The sequence below is a fragment of the Rickettsia slovaca 13-B genome (genome assembly GCF_000237845.1).
In the GTDB taxonomy this organism is placed as follows: domain Bacteria; phylum Pseudomonadota; class Alphaproteobacteria; order Rickettsiales; family Rickettsiaceae; genus Rickettsia; species Rickettsia rickettsii.
This window is the reverse complement of record NC_016639.1, coordinates 1,102,960-1,121,634: the sequence shown is the minus strand read 5'-3', so window position 1 is coordinate 1,121,634 and position 18,675 is coordinate 1,102,960. Positions and strand designations below refer to the sequence as shown.

Genomic DNA, 18,675 nt, shown 5'->3' with positions numbered 1-18,675 from the left:
TAATGCCTCGCAGGAATGACATAAAGGAATGATTAAAAATTTTGTACATGAAATCTAATAGCTTTAAATAGTTACTTAATATTTCATTTTTAGGGAGTAAGGAGCGACTTTGGAAAATATTTTACCGACTACCGGTATTTTAGTTACAATAGTGCTGATTAAGAAAAAGGAAGGAATAACATTTCCTTTAACCATAATTAATTGCTGCTTGGTATCAATATTACCTGTCATAGTAAAATCAAAGAACGGTCCATGTGCTTCCGTATCAAAAATTGTAATTATATTTCCTCTATAATTAAATTTACCGCTCATATCTTCAAATAAAATATTTTTATTATTAGTTATTGAACTAAGAAAACCCGGCAACGAAACAAAGGAAACAAGCCGTGTTAAAAAAGGAGTATCGACTACCGTAAAATGTTTTATAGAAAATTTGCCGTCTAATATTGGCACTATTTCACCTTTTTTTACTTCATATCTTTTTGTATTTAAGTTGATGTTAATTTGACCGTTTTGCATAGTGGTATACATTCCAAGTCCCTTAAGCAATGCTCCGGCATTATCGGATTCAATGAACCATTGTTCAAAAGTTTCCTTAGCAGTAAGCGACATCTTAACTTTTTTATTATCAATATTAGCATTTAGAAAGCCGGAGAAACACCGCACTTTATCACATTTAATTGCTAAATCAAGATTACCTAGAATTATATTATTCTTTAAAAGTATTTTTGATATATTAGTTTTTAAATTAATATTACGTGTAGAATCTCCCGCTTTTTCTAAAAACTGCATCATATTAGCATTTGATAAATCTAATCTGTTTCCATAAAGTGTCGTATTAAGATTATGGTTATCTATGATTATGTTTCCTTTTAAATCCGTATGATTATGTTTAACAGAGGCTAGATTAATATTATAAATATTTTTCTTAATTAAGGCATTACCGTTAATTTTTAGATTATCCTGCCCTGAAAGGTTAAATACAATATTTCTATCGAAATTTTTATCATTTAATTTAGTATATAAATATAAATTGGCTTTTTTATATAATTTTTTATGAATAGATACTTTATCTATATAAAATTCTAAATTATTAAGATTAGAATTAACGGTAATAAAACTCTCATTATTATGCTGTTTTTTATACTCAAAATTTAAAACGGTGCTGCCTGAAATTAATTTAAATACTCCAAATCTTTGATTATTTGCCGCAATATTGCTTTTTATTTTAAGTAAACACTCATTATTTTTATCCGATATATCATGATCATAAGTAAAGCTGCTTGCATAATTATTAATGTTACCTTTACCGCTAATATTTAGTTTATTATCTTTAAAACTACCTTTGGCTTCACCGTTTTGTAATAGGATATTATTGTCTAAGGTGTTAAAAGAGATATTTGTTAATGTCGACAAAACATTATAGCTATTAGGGATATTGGGGCTAATAGGAATTATTAGCTCTATTATTGAATTTGCCGTTCCTTTGATTTTTTTAAGATCAATATTTTGAGCTTTAATATTTTGATATGCATCATTTGGAACAAAGGCAATTAAGTCATTAATTTCACCTTTAGCAGTAGCATTAAAAACAAATTGTGATTTATCCAGTCCTTCCCATTTGAAAGTCATAATACCGTCTGAAACGACACTTTTACCGCTATATGCTTCATTAATTAGAAATTTTATTTCCGGTCCTGAAATGATTATATTAGTATCAACTTTAGTCAAAGGTGGTAAATCTGTATGATATTTATATTCAAAATTCGAGATATGTAAATTTGCTTTTAAATTATCTTCTACTAAAATATTTTTTTTTAAAAATTTTTTATCTAATTTAATATTTAATTCTCCGTTTTGGATGTAACCTTGTTTTATATGTTCTCGTAAATATGAGATTATAGGATTATCCGGAATGATTTTTTCGACTGTTTGATAAATTATTAAAGGCATATTTGTGGCAGCTGCACTTGCATCGATATTTTTATCGGTTATTATACCGCTTAGTGATAAAAAAGCTTTGTTCCCAAAGGTGAGTTTGCAATTAACAGTCTTTGGATTATATTTAGAATAGGTGGTTTTATATGAGCATAAAGCATTTCCTAGAGGTAAGTCTGCTCCTTGCTCATCAGTTAGAATATCACTTTTTATTGAAGTTAGTCGTATGTCGGTTAGGGAATTTTTTTTAATTATATTTAACGAATAATCACCGGTCGTTGAAGTATTTATAATCTCTTCATCGTTATTTGAAATTACGGAAATTTTATCGATATTAAAATTAGCCTCTATTAACGAATTAGAGAAGAAATTTTTGAAATTAAAGAAAAGATTAAAATCGTTAATTTCTCCTCTAGCATTATCTATAAGACTTAAGGAAATTTTATCTATGGATAATCGGTTTTCTTTAAATTCTAAATTATGTAGTACAGCCTTTATATCATTTTTACTTAAATAAAATTCAATTATTTTTTTCAAAGGTTCATTTAAGTGTCCTTTATTTGCACTATAAACAGTTAGAGTTATAGCCAAAGATAATGAAATCAGAATTATAAAAATACTAATAAAGGTTTTTTTAATAAAATTCATTTGAGCTTGTAAATCTATTGAAATATGATAAAAGCTTTATATACTCGGATAGAACTGCAAAAATTGGCTACGTCATCCTACAAGTACTCCGGTACTTACGTATTAAGTATACGCTCTGTTCCTCGTCTTGTGGACTCCTTGCACTTTTTGAAATTGAGCTTCGTCTATACTACTCTTCATTTATTTGAGGTATACACTTGGAATATAACGTATAATTTAAAAATTTAATATAAAAATCACAAAAAATTATGAATATTACATTTATCGGTAGCGGATATGTGGGATTAGTCTCAGGTATTATTATGGGCTATTTAGGTCATAATGTTACTTGTCTTGATAATGATGAGGTTAAAATATCCAAATTAAATAAGCAAATATTACCGATTTATGAAGCTAAACTTGATGAGTATCTTAAGCAAGCTTTAGAATCTGATAGGTTAAAATTTACAAATATTTATAATAATGAACTTCAAAATGCTGATGCAATATTTATTACGGTCGGTACACCTTCAAAAGGGTTGGGAGAAGCGGATTTAAAATATGTTTATGATGCTATTGATAAAGTTTTCGAGCATATAAATAAAGATTGTTTAATAGTCATAAAATCTACCGTTCCGCCGGGTAGTTGCAGTAATATATTATAGCTTATTTAAAATCAAGAGGCTTTTCATTTAATGTTGCTTCTAATCCTGAGTTTTTAAGAGAGGGTAGTGCGGTAGAAGATTTTTTATATCCTGATCGTATAGTTATCGGTGTAAATAATAAAGAATCAGAGGAAATATTGCGAAAAATTTATGCACCTTTACAAGGTGCAAAGTTTGTGGTTACCGATTTAGTGACGAGCGAACTTATTAAATATGCTTCAAATAGTTTCTTAGCTACCAAAATTGCTTTTATTAATGAGATGGCTGATTTATGTGAAAAAATCGGCGGTAATATTAAAGATTTATCTAAAGGTGTAGGATTTGACCAAAGAATCGGTCAAAATTTTTTAAATGCAGGACCTGGTTTTGGCGGTTCGTGCTTTCCAAAAGATATTCTAGCATTAAATAATCTTGTAGAAAATCATCATATAGATTGTAGGATTCTTAAGGCAGTAATTAAAAGTAATAAGCAGCGTCCAAGTAATATGGTAGATAAAATAGCTACTTTGTTAGACGGAGATTTAAAAGGTAAAAATATAGCAATTTTAGGCTTAACATATAAAGCAGGAACAGATGATGTAAGAGCAAGCCCTGCCATCGCAATTGTAAAGATCTTATTAAATAAAGATGTATATGTTAAAGCATTTGATCCTATCGGTCTTGAAAATGCTAAAAAGAATTTGAAACATAAAAATTTGCTATATTTAGATTCAGCAGTTGACGCCTGTAAATCAGTAGATATTATAGTTATTGCAACTGAATGGTCAGAATTTAAAGAACTTAATTGGCAAGAAATTTATGATTTAGTAAAATCGCCGATAATCATTGATCTTAGAAATATACTAGATAATGAAGCAATGAAAAAAATCGGTTTTAGATATTATGCAGTCGGAAGTAAAATTTAGTCTTGTCGTTAAGGCTTCCGATGTTATTCCCGCGTAGGCGGGAATCCAGGGTAAAGCGAGATAAATCGAGCTTTTAAAAAGTTTTAAAGTACTGGATTCCCGCCTACGCGGGAATAACATAAAAAGTCTACGGGAATGACATAAGGAGTCATACAGTAAGACAATAAACTTTAACATTAATTTAAAATGCGACCTGAATTTATTCATTTAAGAACTCAAAGCTCTTATTCTTTTCTAGAAAGTGCATTAACGATTGAGAAGGTAGTAGAACTTGCTGCATCGAATAAAATGCCTGCTATTTGTTTGGCAGATAAGGGAAATTTATTCGGCTCATTAGAGTTTGCATTATGTGCAGTAAAAAAAGGACTGCAGCCGATACACGGAGTTATTCTAAATATAAAATACGATATAGATATTTTTGCTCAAATTTTGCTTATAGCTAAAGATGAAACTGGTTATAAAAATTTACTCAAACTATCAAGCCTTACTTTTACTAAAAATGATCGTAAGATATGCGATCACATTGATTTTGAAGATTTAATCGAATATCAAGAAGGATTAATAGGATTATGCTGTTATACCGACGGTATTGTCGGAAAATGCTTGCTAGCTCGCAACGAGGAGCAAGCGATGCTGTTTGCACGTAAATTACAGGAAATTTTAGGAGATCGTTTTTACTTTGAGATTATGAGACATGAGCTACCGGAAGAACAGTTTATTGAGGATAGTTATATTAGAATTGCTGCCGAGCTTGCTATTCCGCTTGTTGCTACTAATAAAGTTTTGTTTAGTGAGAAAAGCATGCATGATGCACATGATGTATTGTTATGTATATCAGCCGGTGTTACTAAAGAATATCTGGATCGAAAAACAGTTAGCGAAAATTGTTATTTTAGATCACCGCATGAGATGATAGAGCTTTTTTCCGATTTACCTAGTGCCATCCAAAATACCGTGAATTTAAGAGAGCGTTGTTATTTTGCCGCACATGCAAACCCGCCGATGCTGCCTAATTTTGCCACCAAAGATATTAGTGAAACGGATTTAATTAAAAAAGATGCAAAAGAAGGGTTGCTTGCAAGGCTTGCTACAAAGTTTAAATCTGAAAATATTGCGTTAGAGAATCAAGAAGCATTGAAAACCGAATATTTTGCTCGTCTTAATTATGAGCTGGATATTATCTGTAATATGAATTTTGCCGGTTATTTTTTGATTGTATCTGATTTTATTAAATGGAGTAAAAAAGAGGGTATTTTAGTCGGACCGGGTAGAGGATCGGGAGCAGGCTCGGTTGTTGCTTGGAGCTTGCTTATTACTGATCTCGATCCGATTAAATTTGGCTTATTATTTGAAAGATTTTTAAATCCTGAACGTATTTCAATGCCTGATTTTGATATTGATTTTTGTCAGGAAAGGCGTGAGGAAGTAATTAATTACGTACGTTCCAAATACGGTAATAATAGAGTAGGACAGATTATAACTTTCGGTAAGATGCAGGCAAAGGCTGTAATTAAGGATGTCGCTCGTGTGCTTAGCTTACCTTATAAATTCGCTGATTATCTAACGGAGCTTGTCCCTTTTAGTGCAGTTAATCCAGTTAGCTTAGAACAGGCAATGCGTGAAGTTCCGGAGCTTGCAAATGCCGCTAAAGGTAATGGGCTGTATAATTTAGACGGTGAAGCGGAGTTAATTAAGTTAGTGATTGATACTTCGTTAATTCTTGAGGGGCTGCATAGGCATTCCTCAACTCATGCTGCAGGAATCGTAATAGCAGGTACTGATTTAGTGGATATAGTACCGGTATATAAAGATGCTAACTCCGATATGCTGGTAGTCGGTTATTCTATGAAATATTCCGAGATTGCCGGTTTAATTAAATTTGATTTTTTAGGGCTACAAACCCTAACGGTTATTACCGATTGTAAGAAACTGCTTAAAGAGCAAGGGATAGAAGTAGATTTTAACAATATGACGTTTGATGATAATAAGACTTATCAAATGTTGTGTAAAGGTAAAGGAGTCGGCGTTTTCCAATTTGAAAGTATCGGGATGAAAGATGCACTTAGACGCCTTAAACCTGATTCTATACATGATTTGATAGCTCTTGGTGCGTTATACCGTCCTGGTCCTATGGAAAATATTCCTACCTATATAGCTTGTAAGCATAAATCACAACAGCCTGATTATTTACATGAGCTATTGAAACCAATCTTAGAAGAAACTTACGGAGTGGTGATATATCAGGAGCAGGTACAAAGAATTGCTCAGGTTCTTGCAGGTTATACGCTAGGAGCTGCCGATTTACTTCGGAGAGCAATGGGTAAGAAGATAAAAAAAGAAATGGAGGAGCAGGAAGAAATTTTTGTTAAAGGAGCAATTGCTAATAATATTTCGGAATCTCAAGCTAAATCCATTTTTGCGACCGTGGCTAAATTTGCCGGATACGGTTTTAATAAGGCACATGCTGCGTCTTACGGTGTTATTTCATACCAAACTGCATATCTTAAAGCTAATTATCCTGCTGAATTTTTAGTAGCATGTTTAAATCTTGAATTGAATAATCACGATAAAATTAATTTATTTTTACAAGAAGCAAAAGATAACGGCATAAAAATTATTGCACCTAATATTAATATTTCTGAAGGGTATTTTAGTGTAAAGTTTTCGGACACTGTCATCCCGCATAGCGTAAAGCCTGTCATACCGCGACTTGATCGTGGTATCCAGGAAATTTCAAAAGATACCGTGGTCAAGCCACGGTATGACATCGCGGGTGCAATAATCTTCGCCTTAGGTGCTATTAAGGGAGTTACGCCGAATTTCGGTAAGTTAGTAACGGATGAGCGAAAAGCAAGAGGGGCGTTTAAATCAATTACTGATTTTATTGAAAGATTACCCCCAAAATCTATTAACAGTAAATTATTGGAAAATTTAATCAAGTCAGGCTGTTTTGATGAGCTGCATGATAATCGATTGCAATTATTGTCAAGTATTCCAAAATTGCTTTCTTATTCAACTGCATATCACGAAGAGCAGGAATCTAATCAATTTAGCTTAATTAAAGTTTCTAGTTTAAGTCCAACTATTTTAGTATCAAGCGATTATGCCGATAAAAATACTTTAGCCTTTTATGAATTTGAGGCTATGGGTTTATTTATCTCTAATCATCCTCTTACGGAATATCAAGAAATATTTAGTCGTTTAAATATTTTAAATACTGCGGATTTGTATAATAACTTACCTGATGGTACTAACCGAGTAAATCTTGCCGGTGTAATACAAAAAAAGGATTCTCGTATGTCGGCAAGAGGTAGGTTTGTGACGCTCGTGCTTTCCGATCCTGAGAATATCTTTGAACTTAGTATTTTTAGTGAGGAAGTTTTAAAAGATTATGTACATTTACTTGATGTTAAAAGTTTGGTAGTTGTTAATTGTGACATAGTTAAAGATGAGGGAGGAATAAAACTAACGGCAAAAAGCTTTTCATCAATTGAGGATGCAATTAATAATAAACAATTTGAACTACAGTTTTATCCACAAAATCATGAAGAATTACGGCAGATAGTAACCTTGCTTGCAGCTCGTATAAATAATGAAGATCAGAGTAATGCTAAAGCTACAATCTATTTACAAAGCGCAGATGTAAAAAATTTTGTAGCAAAAATTACATTACCTGAAAAATTCTTGCTCCAAGGGCAAGATTTTGAGATTTTAAAAGGATATAGTAAATAGCGTAGTTGTTGAGTGGTTCGGTTTTCCACTGTCATTCCCGCAAGGCATTGTTGTGTGGATATCGGGTCGTCATTGTGAGCAGCCATAGGCTGCGTGGCAATCTCATGAAATAATAACAAACTTGAGATTGCGGACGTACAATTACTTCGTAATTTTCCTCGCAATGACGAAAAAACCGAACCATGCAACAAAGCCAATGCCTAGCAGGAATGACATCGAAACCTTGAGTCAACTTTTTATAGGCAATACCTGAATTGACAGTAAAATGAATCTATTATTGATATAATTGAGTAATATTCTTTGATGTTTTTTTACCGCTAAATACTGCATTATTATTTTTATTATCGCTAAGTTCCATATATTTTGTTAGTCGATGTTTGTCTGCTATTAACTTTGTTCTTTTTCTAAATTGATATTTTGCTCAAGATTTGGGTCTTTAATTAATTCTTTAAAATAATTACTTATGGATTTTAATCCCAATTTTCTCGTTAATTTACTTAAATACTTATAAAATTTATTTTTGATAGTTTGTTTTTTAGGTTCTGAATTTTTATTGAATGTATTATTGGTTTTAACTTCTTATTTTTTATCTTCTAATACTCCTGTATTAATTGATCTTTTGGTGTTTGATTTAGTTTTGAATTATCTGCTCTTACCCCAGCACTGGCATTATATATATACGATAATTTTTTCCGTTTTCTTTAGAATATTTTATAACATTTGTATGTAATCCTGTATTAGTAGGAGCATTAGAATATGATAAATATGCTTCTCCGGTTTTTTGCAGTTTATCATATATTTCATCTGTAGTTTTTTCTAAAAATTTTTTTAACTGTTCTGCTGGTGGTAATTCAGTTGAGCTAGTTAATTTACGTAAAAAGGATTGCTTATAAATCTCATCTAAGCTATCCATAAAATGGTCTAATTTTTTACCTGTATTTTCGTCAGGATTTAAAGCTTTATACGCTTAGCCGTTATAAAATGAACTGAGCCTAAATTATAATCTTTTGTGGATTTATCATAGGTACGGGTATCGTCAAGCATTTCGCAGTACTGAGTTGCTTTTGCTTCATACTCATATTTCCGTATGTTATTTAAGGCTTGAGTGATATTTTCATAATGTTCTTTCAGCTTATTTTGGTTATTCTTGTTTAGAGCAGTATTTGTAAGTTGATTATCATAATTTTCTAAGTTACCGAACTTTATATCATTATTTACATTCTCAACCATATTTTCAACTAATTAGTTAAGCAGGGATCAAAATAATCATGTATTACGAATAAATGTCAATAATTACTCACCTCAATATATCTACTTTATCTAATTGTTCCCATGTAAAATTTGCGTCTTCTCAGCCGAAATGACCGTAAGAAGCCGTTTTTTGATAACATGGAGTGCGAAGCTTAAGATGTTTAATAATTCTTCCTGGACGCATATCAAAATGCTGTGTTATGAGCTTAGTAATTTGTTCGTTGCTTAATGTGCTAGTACCGCAAGTTTCAGCATAAACAGATACGGGAGCAGCTACGCCTATTGCGTAGGATATTTGTATTTCACAGCGATCGGCAAGTCCTGCTCCTACTATATTCTTAGCAATATAGCGTGCCATGTAAGCAGCCGATCTATCTATTTTTGTTGGATCTTTTCCAGAAAAGCAACCGCCGCCGTGTCTTGCCATTCCTCCATAGCTGTCCACGATAATTTCCCTATAGGTTAAACCGCAATCTGCAACGGGACCGCCTATAACAAACCGACCCGTCGGATTAATTAGGTATTTAGTGTCTTTATGAAGTAAATTGTTTGGTAATGCCTGTTTAATAATTTCTTCCATTACTGCTTCAATAAGGTCTTTTTGTTGTATTTCCGGATGATGCTGAGTTGATAAAACTACTGTATCAATGGCAATTGGTTTGTTATTTTCATATCGTAACGTGACTTGAGATTTTGCATCGGGTCTAAGCCAAGACAAGATATTTTGTTTACGTAAATATACTTGCCTTTTCATTAATAAATGAGCGTAGTAAATCGGTGTGGGCATGAAACTATCCGTTTCATTACAGGCATAACCGAAAACCATACCTTGGTCTCCTGCACCTATTTCATCGTCATTTGCATTGTCAACACCCATAGCTATATCGGGTGATTGTTAATGATAGCTGAAATTACGACACAACAGCTACCGTCAAATCCATAATTTGGATTATTATAGCCGATTTCTTGTATCTTGCTACGTACTATTTGCTCAATATCCACATAGGTACTAGGCCGCTCACTAGAACTAGACCGGTTGTTACAAATGTTTCACAGGCAACATGACCGTTAGGGTCTTGTTTTAGAATCTCATCAAGTACCGTATCTGAAATTTGATCGACAATTTTGTCCGGATGCCCTTCAGAAACTGACTCAGACGTAAATATAAAATTTTTCATACATTACGCTCCTTTTAAAATTCTTCAAATGTTATATTAATATATGATTTTTTATGTGCTTATTTTATCAAATATGTATGCTGTATTATATGTTGAAGTTATTTTTCTGGATTCCCGCTTTTGTGGGAATGACAGCAAGTCATGCAATAACGCCGCCTTTAGCTAGGAATGATACACCTTCAATGAATTTCCATCCAGTTATTACCTGCTCTAATTTCGGTTATAATCGGTACAGCCATATTAGTAGAATTTTCCATGATTTTTTTAATAATAGGTGTTATAATTTCTACTTCATCAATCGGTGCTTCAAATAGTAATTCATCATGAATTTGCAGTACTAATCTTGTTTTAAGTTTACGTTTTTCTATTTCTTGATCTAGATTGATCATAGCAATTTTAATTATATCGGCATTAGTTCCTTGAATCGGAGCATTAATAGCCGCACGTTCTGCGAATTGTTTAAGCTTTTTATCATGAATTAGAGGTACAAAACATTTTCTGCCAAAGCAATTTGTGACATAGCCGTTGCTACTTGCAAAAGCTTTTGTTTGCTCCATATATTCTTGCACTCCTTTATATTCAGCAAAATATTTCTTGATATATTCGGATGCTTCGCCGTTAGTAACGTTTAATTGCTTAGCAAGCCCAAAAGCACTTATACCGTAAATGATACCAAAATTTATAGCTTTTGCTTTACGTCTATGTTCGCTAGTTAGTTCGTGTTTTTGTAAGTTAAAGATCTGACAAGCAGTTTGAGTATGGATATCGTCTTTATTGATAAATGCTTGTTTTAGTGCATCTATATTTGCGATATGGCTTAATATTCTAAGCTCAATTTGAGAATAATCGGCAGATATTAATTTATAACCTTCTTCAGCAATAAAAGCTTTTCTGATTTGATTCCCCTCACTAGAGCGAATAGGTACATTTTGTAGATTAGGTTCCTGTGAGCTAAGTCTTCCTGTAGTGGTAGAAGTTTGTAAAAATGTCGTATGTACTCTATGTGTTATATTATCTATCTGTTTCGGCAAACTATCGGTGTAGGTATTCTTTAATTTTGTTAGTTGCCTCCATCTTAATAACAAATCTGCAATATTATATCCATGCTCACTAAGTTTTTCTAGTATTTCCGCTCCCGTTGAGTAAGAGCTTGCTTTAGCTGAAGCTTTACCGAAAGGTAATTGCATTTTTTCGAACAAGATTTCGCCTAATTGTTTTGGCGAACCAATATTAAATTTAGTTCCGCTAAGAGCAAAAATTTCTTCTTCAAGTTTTAGAATTTCTGTTCCAAATTCAGCGGATAATTGTTTTAGGTAATTAGCATCTACTGTAATACCCACTTTCTCCATTTTATCTAAAATAAAACAAATAGGTAAATCAATGTTGCTATAAAGTCTAAAGGTTTTGTTGTCTTTAAGTTCCCATATAGTTTGCTTATAAAGTGCGATAAAGTTTATTACTATTTTTGCTGATTCGATAATTATATTTTCTATCCAAGTTTCTTTCAAAACTTCTTTAAATAAATTTTTCTGTGATAAACCGGCAGATAATGCATACTGCATTAATTCTAAATCTTCTATAGCCGTAATGTCATGAGATTGGTTTGCATAAAATTTAAGTAGAGGTTTAAGAGAGTAAGTAATTTTTTTTATGGATTTATCGGTTAGTAAATTGAAGATTATATCCGAAAACCAGTTGTTATTACTTTTAGTATTATGAGAAAATAGATCATGAGAAGTGTTTGAAATTTTAATAATATAGCTTTGGTTTTGCAGTGATAAAATAAAAGCAAGATTAGCTCCTTTATGCTGTAATAAATATATCCCGAATATTCCTATTTTCGTGGCTTCTTTAGCAAAGTCTGCTAACTCATTAGCATTATTAATTTCTTTTATTTCCGTTACTTTATTATCTGCTATCTCTTTGTGGTCGTTAATTTTAATATCCAATAAATTTTCTACTCTTTTATATAAAGATCTAAAACCGTATTCCTGTAAAAATCCTGTTAATTTATCGCTATTTGGAGGTGACCATTCTAAATTATTTAGCTGAAAATCTAAATCAACATTAGAATTAAGCCCTATTAACTGCCATGAAATTAACGCCGCTTCTCTTGAATTTTGTAAAGTTTCACGTTGTTTTACGCTTGAGACTTGGTCTAAAGAGTTAAATATATTTTCTACAGAACCAAATTGTGTTATAAGACTACTTGCAGTTTTTGGTCCAATAGATGGTACACCCGGAATATTATCCGATCTATCGCCGATTAAAGCCATTACTTCACGTAATTTATCAGAAGTAGTGCCAAATTTTTTAACCACATCATCCTCCGTAATATATTTCCCTTTTAACGGATCATATATCTTGATGTTTTCAGTCATTAGCTGTAATAAATCTTTATCGGAAGAGATAATGACTACATGTTCGCCAAGTGCAGCAGTTTTAGTAGCAAAGGTTGCGATAATGTCATCGGCTTCATAACCGTTCTTCTCTAGAATAGGAAAATTTAAGTTACTTGCAACATCACGAACTAAAGGTAATTGTATAATTAAATCTTCAGGGGGTGGAGGGCGATTAGCTTTATAGTCGGGATAAATCTGATGGCGAAAATTTTTCCCGCCGCTGTCAAATACTACAGCGACATGTTTAGGCTTAAAGTCGCTCAGTAATTTTAGCAGCATTGAAGTAAAACCGTAAAGAGCACCGACAGGCTCGCCTTTTGGTGAAGTTAAAGGCTGTTGTGCATAATAGGCTCTAAAAACAAATCCGTATCCGTCTATGAGCAATAAGGTATTTTTTTGAGTCATTTTATGATTTTATTTTTAATTAGATCGTCATTGCGAGGAAATTACGTAAGTAATTGACGAAGCAATCTTAGGAGTTTATTATTACTTCATGAGATTACCGTCATGAGATTACCGTGCAGCCTACGGCTACTCGCAATGACGACTCAATATTCGTGCGGGCAATGACGTAGTAAAACCTCACAACCCCACTAGATTTCTAGCAAAATCATGTTGGTTGAATATTTTTAAGTCCTCTATCTTCTCGCCTATACCGATAAAGTATAAGGGTAAATTAAATTTTTGTACTACTCCGACAATTACGCCCGCTTTAGCACTGCCGTCTAGTTTAGTCACGATAAGCCCCGTCAAATTAGTAGCATCATTAAAATGTTCTACTTGGTTATAGGTATTTTGTCCGGTAATAGCGTCAATGACTAAAACGCTATGAGTGGGGGCATTCTCGTCTAGTTTTTTTATAACTTTTACAATCTTAGACAGTTCATCCATCAAATTTTTCTTATTATGAAGCCTACCTGCTGTATCGATAAAAAGTATATCGATATTTTGTTTTATCGATTCTTCCATCCCGCGATAAGCAACACTTGCGGGGTCAGCCGATTCTTCACCGGTAATAAGTAGTGCATTTGCTCTATCTGCCCAAGTACTTAGCTGATTTACGGCAGCTGCTCTAAAAGTATCGCAGGCTGCAACTGCTACTTTTTTCCCTTGTGCCGAGTACATTGCAGCAAGCTTACCTATAGTCGTGGTTTTACCTGCTCCGTTAACACCGCAAACTAAAATTACGTTTAATTTATTTTCGCTTAAAGTAAAAGGAATTTCTGATTTTGATAGCTGCTGCTCTATTAATTTAGCAAGGGCTTCTTTTACTGTATCACTATCTATTTCTTTGTCAAATTTTACCTTTTTAAACTCTTCAATAATATTAGTTACTACCAAAACACTCATATCACTTGAGATAAGTAGCTCTTCTAGCTCTTCTAGAGTTTCTGCATCTAATTTTTTCTTGTAAAATATTTTGTCGATACCTTCCGATATTTTATTAGAAGTTTTAGATAAACTTTGTTTTAATTTACTAAATATCGAAATCATATTAGATAGTTTTTTGTTTTATGGGTGTTGGTGTTACGCCTGCGTGAGTATCAAATCGTCATTGCGAGGAAATTACGTAAGTAATTGACGAAGCAATCTCAGGAGTTTGTTGTTATTTCATGAGATTGCCACGCAGCCTATGGCTCGCAATGACGATTAGGTATCTACACAGATAAGCCATCTTGCAATGATGATTAAGGTACTTATCTCTTTTTCTTATTTTTGCTTTTGTTTTTATTTCCGTCAGTGGTTTTATTGAATCTACCTAAATTTTTAACAAATTTTTGTAGTCCGTTAAGTTCCGTTCCATATGTCCTAGTATATTCATAGACTATTTCTATATCTTGTCTATGAGAATCATCTATTACTACTACTTCCTGCATAAAATTATTAGCATCAAACGTAATTTTTACTATCTTCTGCTTTTCAATTTTTGGATTGAGCCAAGCTCTTTGAGACATAACTCTTTCAACATAATACCAGGTATTTTGGGAATATTCCGGTACTATAGTAGGCGTACCTATTAACTCTACGACTTCTGTTTTATTTAGTTTTTTAGACTCTAATTTTACAAGTGCCGAATCATCTATAGATTGCCCTCTATTTTCGATAGTTTTGCAGCCGTTTAAGGAAAAAAAGGCTAATATACTAAAAATGTATGTTATAAAAATTTTCATAAGTTTAATTTTATCTAGATTTTATTACAAGATTATAATATACTGCTTCACTAATTTGACAAATACTTTTTAATTTATATTTAGAGAGGCTAATAATGGCAGTTCCAAAGAAAAAAACATCAAAATCAAGACGTAATATGAGACGTTCGCACTTAGCACTTGGCAAAGTTAACGTAATAGTTGATTCGCAAACCGGTGAATATAAGCTTCCGCATCACGTTTCTTTAGTCGACGGTACTTATAATAATCGTCTAGTAGTAACAAAGAAAATTAAAACTGAAGAAGAAGTAGCCTAAAAGATTTATGACCTGTAAAATTATTGGTTGCGGCGGGTATCTTCCTTCAAAAATAGTTAGTAATGACGAGCTTGCAAAATTCGTAGATACTAACGATGAATGGATTAGAACAAGAACAGGTATTACGCAGCGTCATATAGCAGGTGATACAGAATATACTTCCCATCTTGCTTTAAAATCAGCTGAAAAAGCTATAGCAGATGCAGGGATATCGGTAAATGATATTGATTTAATTATTACATGTACTACTACTCCCGATAATAGCTTCCCTTCGGTTGCCTCTAAGCTTCAAGGTTATCTTGGTTTAACTAATATACCGTCTTTTGATTTACAAGCAGTATGTGCCGGCTTTGTTTATGGTTTACAAGTAGCAAATTCTCTTATCTCATCAGATAAATATAAAACTATTTTGCTTATAGGAGCCGAGAAAATGACGTCGTTATTAGATTGGAATGATAGGACTACTTGCGTTTTATTCGGTGATGGGGCCGGTAGCGTAATATTACAGCGTAGTAGTGATGATTCCGGTTTAATAGATAGTAATATCTTCTCAAGCGGGGCTGATTATGATGAAATATTATACACAAACGGTGGTGTAAGTATGAACGGTATTAGTGGCAAAATAGTTATGCAGGGGCAAAAATTATTTCGTCATGCAATAGAAAAAATGCAACAATCTATAAAAGATTTACTGCATGCTAATCAATTCAGTGTAAGCGATATTGATTATTTTATACCTCATCAAGCAAATATCCGTATTATAAATAAACTCGCTGAACTATTAAATATAGAAGAGCATAAAGTAGTGAAAACCGTAGACAAACATGCTAACTGCTCTGCTGCTTCTATTCCGCTTGCTTTGAGTACTCTCAAAGCATCAGGCAAAATAAAAAAAGGTGATATTCTACTATTTTCAGCTATCGGTGCAGGTCTTACTTGGGGCAGTGCATTCATTAGATGGTGAATATACTCGTTGTATTAGACATCTTCGGAAACTCTACTACTAGAGGTAATTTGTACGTTGATCCTGTACTCGAATCCTCACGTACCTCTATGTATGCTGCGGTTCTGCGTGCCGTGTCTCCTTCAAATTCCTCTCTATAAGCGAGTTTCTGAATATGTCTATTTGAAAAATTGGCAACACTACTTATTTGCTTATAATTCTCACATATTATATATACGCTGCGGTTATAAGCTTCAAAATCGATTCCTCTTTTCCCCATTAAACTGCATCTATCTATTTATCCAAAGTATATACTTGTATTAAATGATATTTTTACCACATTTATACATGAGTAATTGCATTTTATAATATTTTAGCCTTTAAACTAATAAAATAATGATATATACTAACTCACATAGCTTTTGGTTAGTTTAGTTTTATGACTAGCTAAAATGAATTCAATATTAATAAATTATAATCTCAAGGAGTTTAATTATGAAAACAAAAATTACATTAGCTTTTCTTGCATTATGTGTGCTTGCAGGGTGTAATACAACAAAAAGAGCACCGCAATTTGACGGTAATATGAACCAAAGTGAAGAAACTTCATTAATGAAAGATTTCGAGAAGCATGCAGGAAATGCAGTATGGTTTGCTTTTGATAGCTCTGCTTTATCACCAAAGGCTAAAGAAGAACTAGAGAGACAAGCTTGCTGGTTATCAAAGCATCCTGAAGTAAAAGTTACTGTTGAAGGACATTGCGATGAAAGAGGTACCAAAGAATATAACTTAGGTTTAGGTGAAAGAAGAGCAGCAGCAGCGAAAAAATTCTTAGCTCATAAAGGAATCGATCATAACAGATTAAATACAATCTCTTATGGTAAAGATAGACCTGCTATGATGGGTAATACTGAAGAAGCTTTTGCCTATAATCGTAGAGCTGTAACAGTTGTACACCACTAAAATTATTTACTAATTATAGTATCCTAAAAGGTCGAGTTTACTACTCGGCCTTTTTTTATTTATAACTTGATGTTATTATTGCGAAAGCGTTGATGCGTGGATACCAAACCGTCATTGCAAGCCATAGGCTGCGTGGCAATCTCATGAAATAACAACAAACTCCTGAGATTGCTTCGTCAATTACTTTGTAATTCCTCACAATGACGAAAACACTGAACCATATTGCCCTGTTTTTTAGGCGATACCTCAAAAATATAAAAATTTTACTAGACTTAACTGCATAATAATTATATAAATTTCAAATGAAAAGGGGCTGTAGCTCAGTTGGTTAGAGCACGCCGCTCATAACGGTGTGGTCGTAGGTTCAAGTCCTACCAGCCCCACCACACAAATTCTTATTTAAATTCGCATTAGCACTGAATTTATAATGATTAATCTAAAAACACTTTCTTGGTATCTTACTAAATTATATTCTAAGTGTTTCTTTATTATATTATTTCTTTTAATCGGGCTATTAATTATCTCAAATGTTTTTGATCTTTTACAAAAATTCAAAAATATTTATGTTCCTGTTAGTTTTTTTTGGAGACTTATCTTATATAAGATTCCTTATTTACTAGGTCAAGTATCTTCATTAATTAGTTTTACCGCTATGTTATTTTTTCTTAGAAATCTAACAAAAAATAATGAATTAACGGCTATGTTATCTAGCGGTATTCATATTTGGCAAGTGCTTGTTATTCCATGTATTGTAACTTTAATGTTAGGTATAGTTTTTACGACTATATTGAATCCTATCGGTACTATAGGCTTACAAAAATATGAGTTATTAGAAGCAAAACTAACTAAAAAAGCCTTGAGTGAGGGTATAATATCTAAATCAGGCTTATTATTTTTTGAATCTTTAAATGATGAAACTCAAATTATCCAAACACAATTTATTAATGTTGCCGAGAAAAAATTAAATAATATTACAATTTTATTTGTTGATCATAATAATTCTTTTTTAAAGAGAATTGATGCATTATACGGTATTATTGAAAATAAAATGTTACATTTAAATAGAGTTAAGGTTTTCACAAAAGAGGAAACTAAGGCTTACAATAATTTAACTATGCAGACAAATTTATCAATTAATAGTTTAGTAAATAAATTTATTCGTCCTGAAATGGTTTCTATTTGGGCTTTACCTAAATTAATTAATGAATTATTAAATTCAGGTTTACCGGCTATTAATTATCAAATTTATTATTACAAGCAATTATTTAAGCCTATAATGATGATGGCAACCGTAATTTTAGCAAGTTGTTTTATTAGTCTTAAACAGCGTGATAATTCCCAAGAAAAAATACTGCTATTAGGTTTATTTTCAGGTTTTATAGCATATTCGTTATCAGAAATATTATTAAAAATACTTACTTATAATAATTTGTCTTTAATTGCTGCTATTTTATTACCTAGTATGCTAATATTTTTTATTAGTAACTTTATTATGTTACATTATAAAGAAATTTAATATAGACGAAGTTTAATTTGAAAAATTGGCATCGTCGCTTCTCATTGTTGATCCTCACGTAGTATTCTACGCTGCGGTCAAAAATTCC

12 protein-coding genes, 1 tRNA gene and 3 pseudogenes are annotated in these 18,675 nt (G+C 32.3%); 7 read left to right on the top strand and 9 right to left on the bottom strand.

What is annotated here, in order from left to right:
- Positions 1 to 75 precede the first annotated feature (75 nt).
- Entirely contained in the window at positions 76 to 2,586 is a 2,511-nt protein-coding gene (locus RSL_RS06185; protein WP_014273799.1) for a YhdP family protein, read from the bottom strand.
- 248 nt (positions 2,587 to 2,834) lie between these two features.
- Here RSL_RS06185 and RSL_RS06180 point away from each other — a divergent pair.
- Positions 2,835 to 4,135, top strand: a pseudogene (locus tag RSL_RS06180) (UDP-glucose dehydrogenase family protein).
- A 186-nt stretch (positions 4,136 to 4,321) separates the two neighbouring features.
- Positions 4,322 to 7,867: a DNA polymerase III subunit alpha gene (gene dnaE / locus RSL_RS06175; protein WP_014273798.1), complete on the top strand. Its 3,546-nt coding sequence runs from the start codon at positions 4,322 to 4,324 to the stop codon at positions 7,865 to 7,867.
- A 274-nt stretch (positions 7,868 to 8,141) separates the two neighbouring features.
- Here the strand turns inward: dnaE and RSL_RS10740 are convergent.
- The 7 genes and pseudogenes from RSL_RS10740 to RSL_RS06135 form a co-directional block, all read right to left on the bottom strand.
- A pseudogene (locus RSL_RS10740) lies at positions 8,142 to 8,347 on the bottom strand (hypothetical protein).
- Between the two features lie 172 nt (positions 8,348 to 8,519).
- On the bottom strand, positions 8,520 to 8,780 hold the full coding sequence (locus RSL_RS06165; RefSeq protein ID WP_014419945.1) for a hypothetical protein: 261 nt from the start codon (positions 8,778 to 8,780) through the stop codon (positions 8,520 to 8,522).
- A 38-nt stretch (positions 8,781 to 8,818) separates the two neighbouring features.
- Positions 8,819 to 9,097, bottom strand: a complete 279-nt coding sequence (locus RSL_RS06160; protein ID WP_014419944.1) for a hypothetical protein — start codon at positions 9,095 to 9,097, stop codon at positions 8,819 to 8,821.
- Between the two features lie 121 nt (positions 9,098 to 9,218).
- Positions 9,219 to 10,296 (bottom strand): annotated as a pseudogene (metK, locus tag RSL_RS06155) (methionine adenosyltransferase).
- A gap of 179 nt (positions 10,297 to 10,475) precedes the next feature.
- Positions 10,476 to 13,103, bottom strand: a complete 2,628-nt coding sequence (gene polA / locus RSL_RS06145; protein ID WP_014273797.1) for a DNA polymerase I — start codon at positions 13,101 to 13,103, stop codon at positions 10,476 to 10,478.
- A gap of 177 nt (positions 13,104 to 13,280) precedes the next feature.
- Positions 13,281 to 14,192, bottom strand: a complete 912-nt coding sequence (gene ftsY, locus RSL_RS06140) for a signal recognition particle-docking protein FtsY (protein WP_014273796.1) — start codon at positions 14,190 to 14,192, stop codon at positions 13,281 to 13,283.
- Between the two features lie 203 nt (positions 14,193 to 14,395).
- The gene (locus tag RSL_RS06135; RefSeq protein ID WP_014273795.1) at positions 14,396 to 14,869 is read right to left on the bottom strand and encodes an outer membrane protein assembly factor BamE; all 474 of its coding nucleotides are present in this window, start codon (positions 14,867 to 14,869) and stop codon (positions 14,396 to 14,398) included.
- Between the two features lie 95 nt (positions 14,870 to 14,964).
- On the opposite strand from RSL_RS06135, the gene rpmF reads away from it, so the two are divergent.
- Both rpmF and RSL_RS06125 read left to right on the top strand, forming a co-directional pair.
- Positions 14,965 to 15,165, top strand: coding sequence for a 50S ribosomal protein L32 (gene rpmF, locus RSL_RS06130; protein WP_004997395.1), 201 nt, complete (start codon positions 14,965 to 14,967; stop codon positions 15,163 to 15,165).
- A 7-nt stretch (positions 15,166 to 15,172) separates the two neighbouring features.
- On the top strand, positions 15,173 to 16,129 hold the full coding sequence (locus tag RSL_RS06125; RefSeq protein ID WP_010977768.1) for a beta-ketoacyl-ACP synthase III: 957 nt from the start codon (positions 15,173 to 15,175) through the stop codon (positions 16,127 to 16,129).
- Here RSL_RS06125 and RSL_RS06120 read toward each other — a convergent pair.
- Positions 16,119 to 16,388: a palindromic element RPE1 domain-containing protein gene (locus RSL_RS06120; protein ID WP_014273792.1), complete on the bottom strand. Its 270-nt coding sequence runs from the start codon at positions 16,386 to 16,388 to the stop codon at positions 16,119 to 16,121. The two genes, RSL_RS06125 and RSL_RS06120, sit on opposite strands and share 11 nt — an antisense overlap.
- A gap of 215 nt (positions 16,389 to 16,603) precedes the next feature.
- Between RSL_RS06120 and pal the strand changes: the two genes are divergently transcribed.
- The 3 genes from pal to RSL_RS06105 all read left to right on the top strand — a co-directional run bounded on the left by pal (position 16,604) and on the right by RSL_RS06105 (position 18,587).
- Positions 16,604 to 17,071 (top strand): peptidoglycan-associated lipoprotein Pal, encoded by a 468-nt coding sequence (gene pal / locus RSL_RS06115; RefSeq protein WP_010977766.1) that lies wholly within the window; start codon positions 16,604 to 16,606, stop codon positions 17,069 to 17,071.
- 309 nt (positions 17,072 to 17,380) lie between these two features.
- A tRNA-Ile gene (locus RSL_RS06110) sits at positions 17,381 to 17,457 on the top strand.
- A gap of 41 nt (positions 17,458 to 17,498) precedes the next feature.
- Positions 17,499 to 18,587, top strand: a complete 1,089-nt coding sequence (locus RSL_RS06105; RefSeq protein ID WP_014273791.1) for an LptF/LptG family permease — start codon at positions 17,499 to 17,501, stop codon at positions 18,585 to 18,587.
- The last annotated feature ends 88 nt before the right edge of the window (positions 18,588 to 18,675 follow it).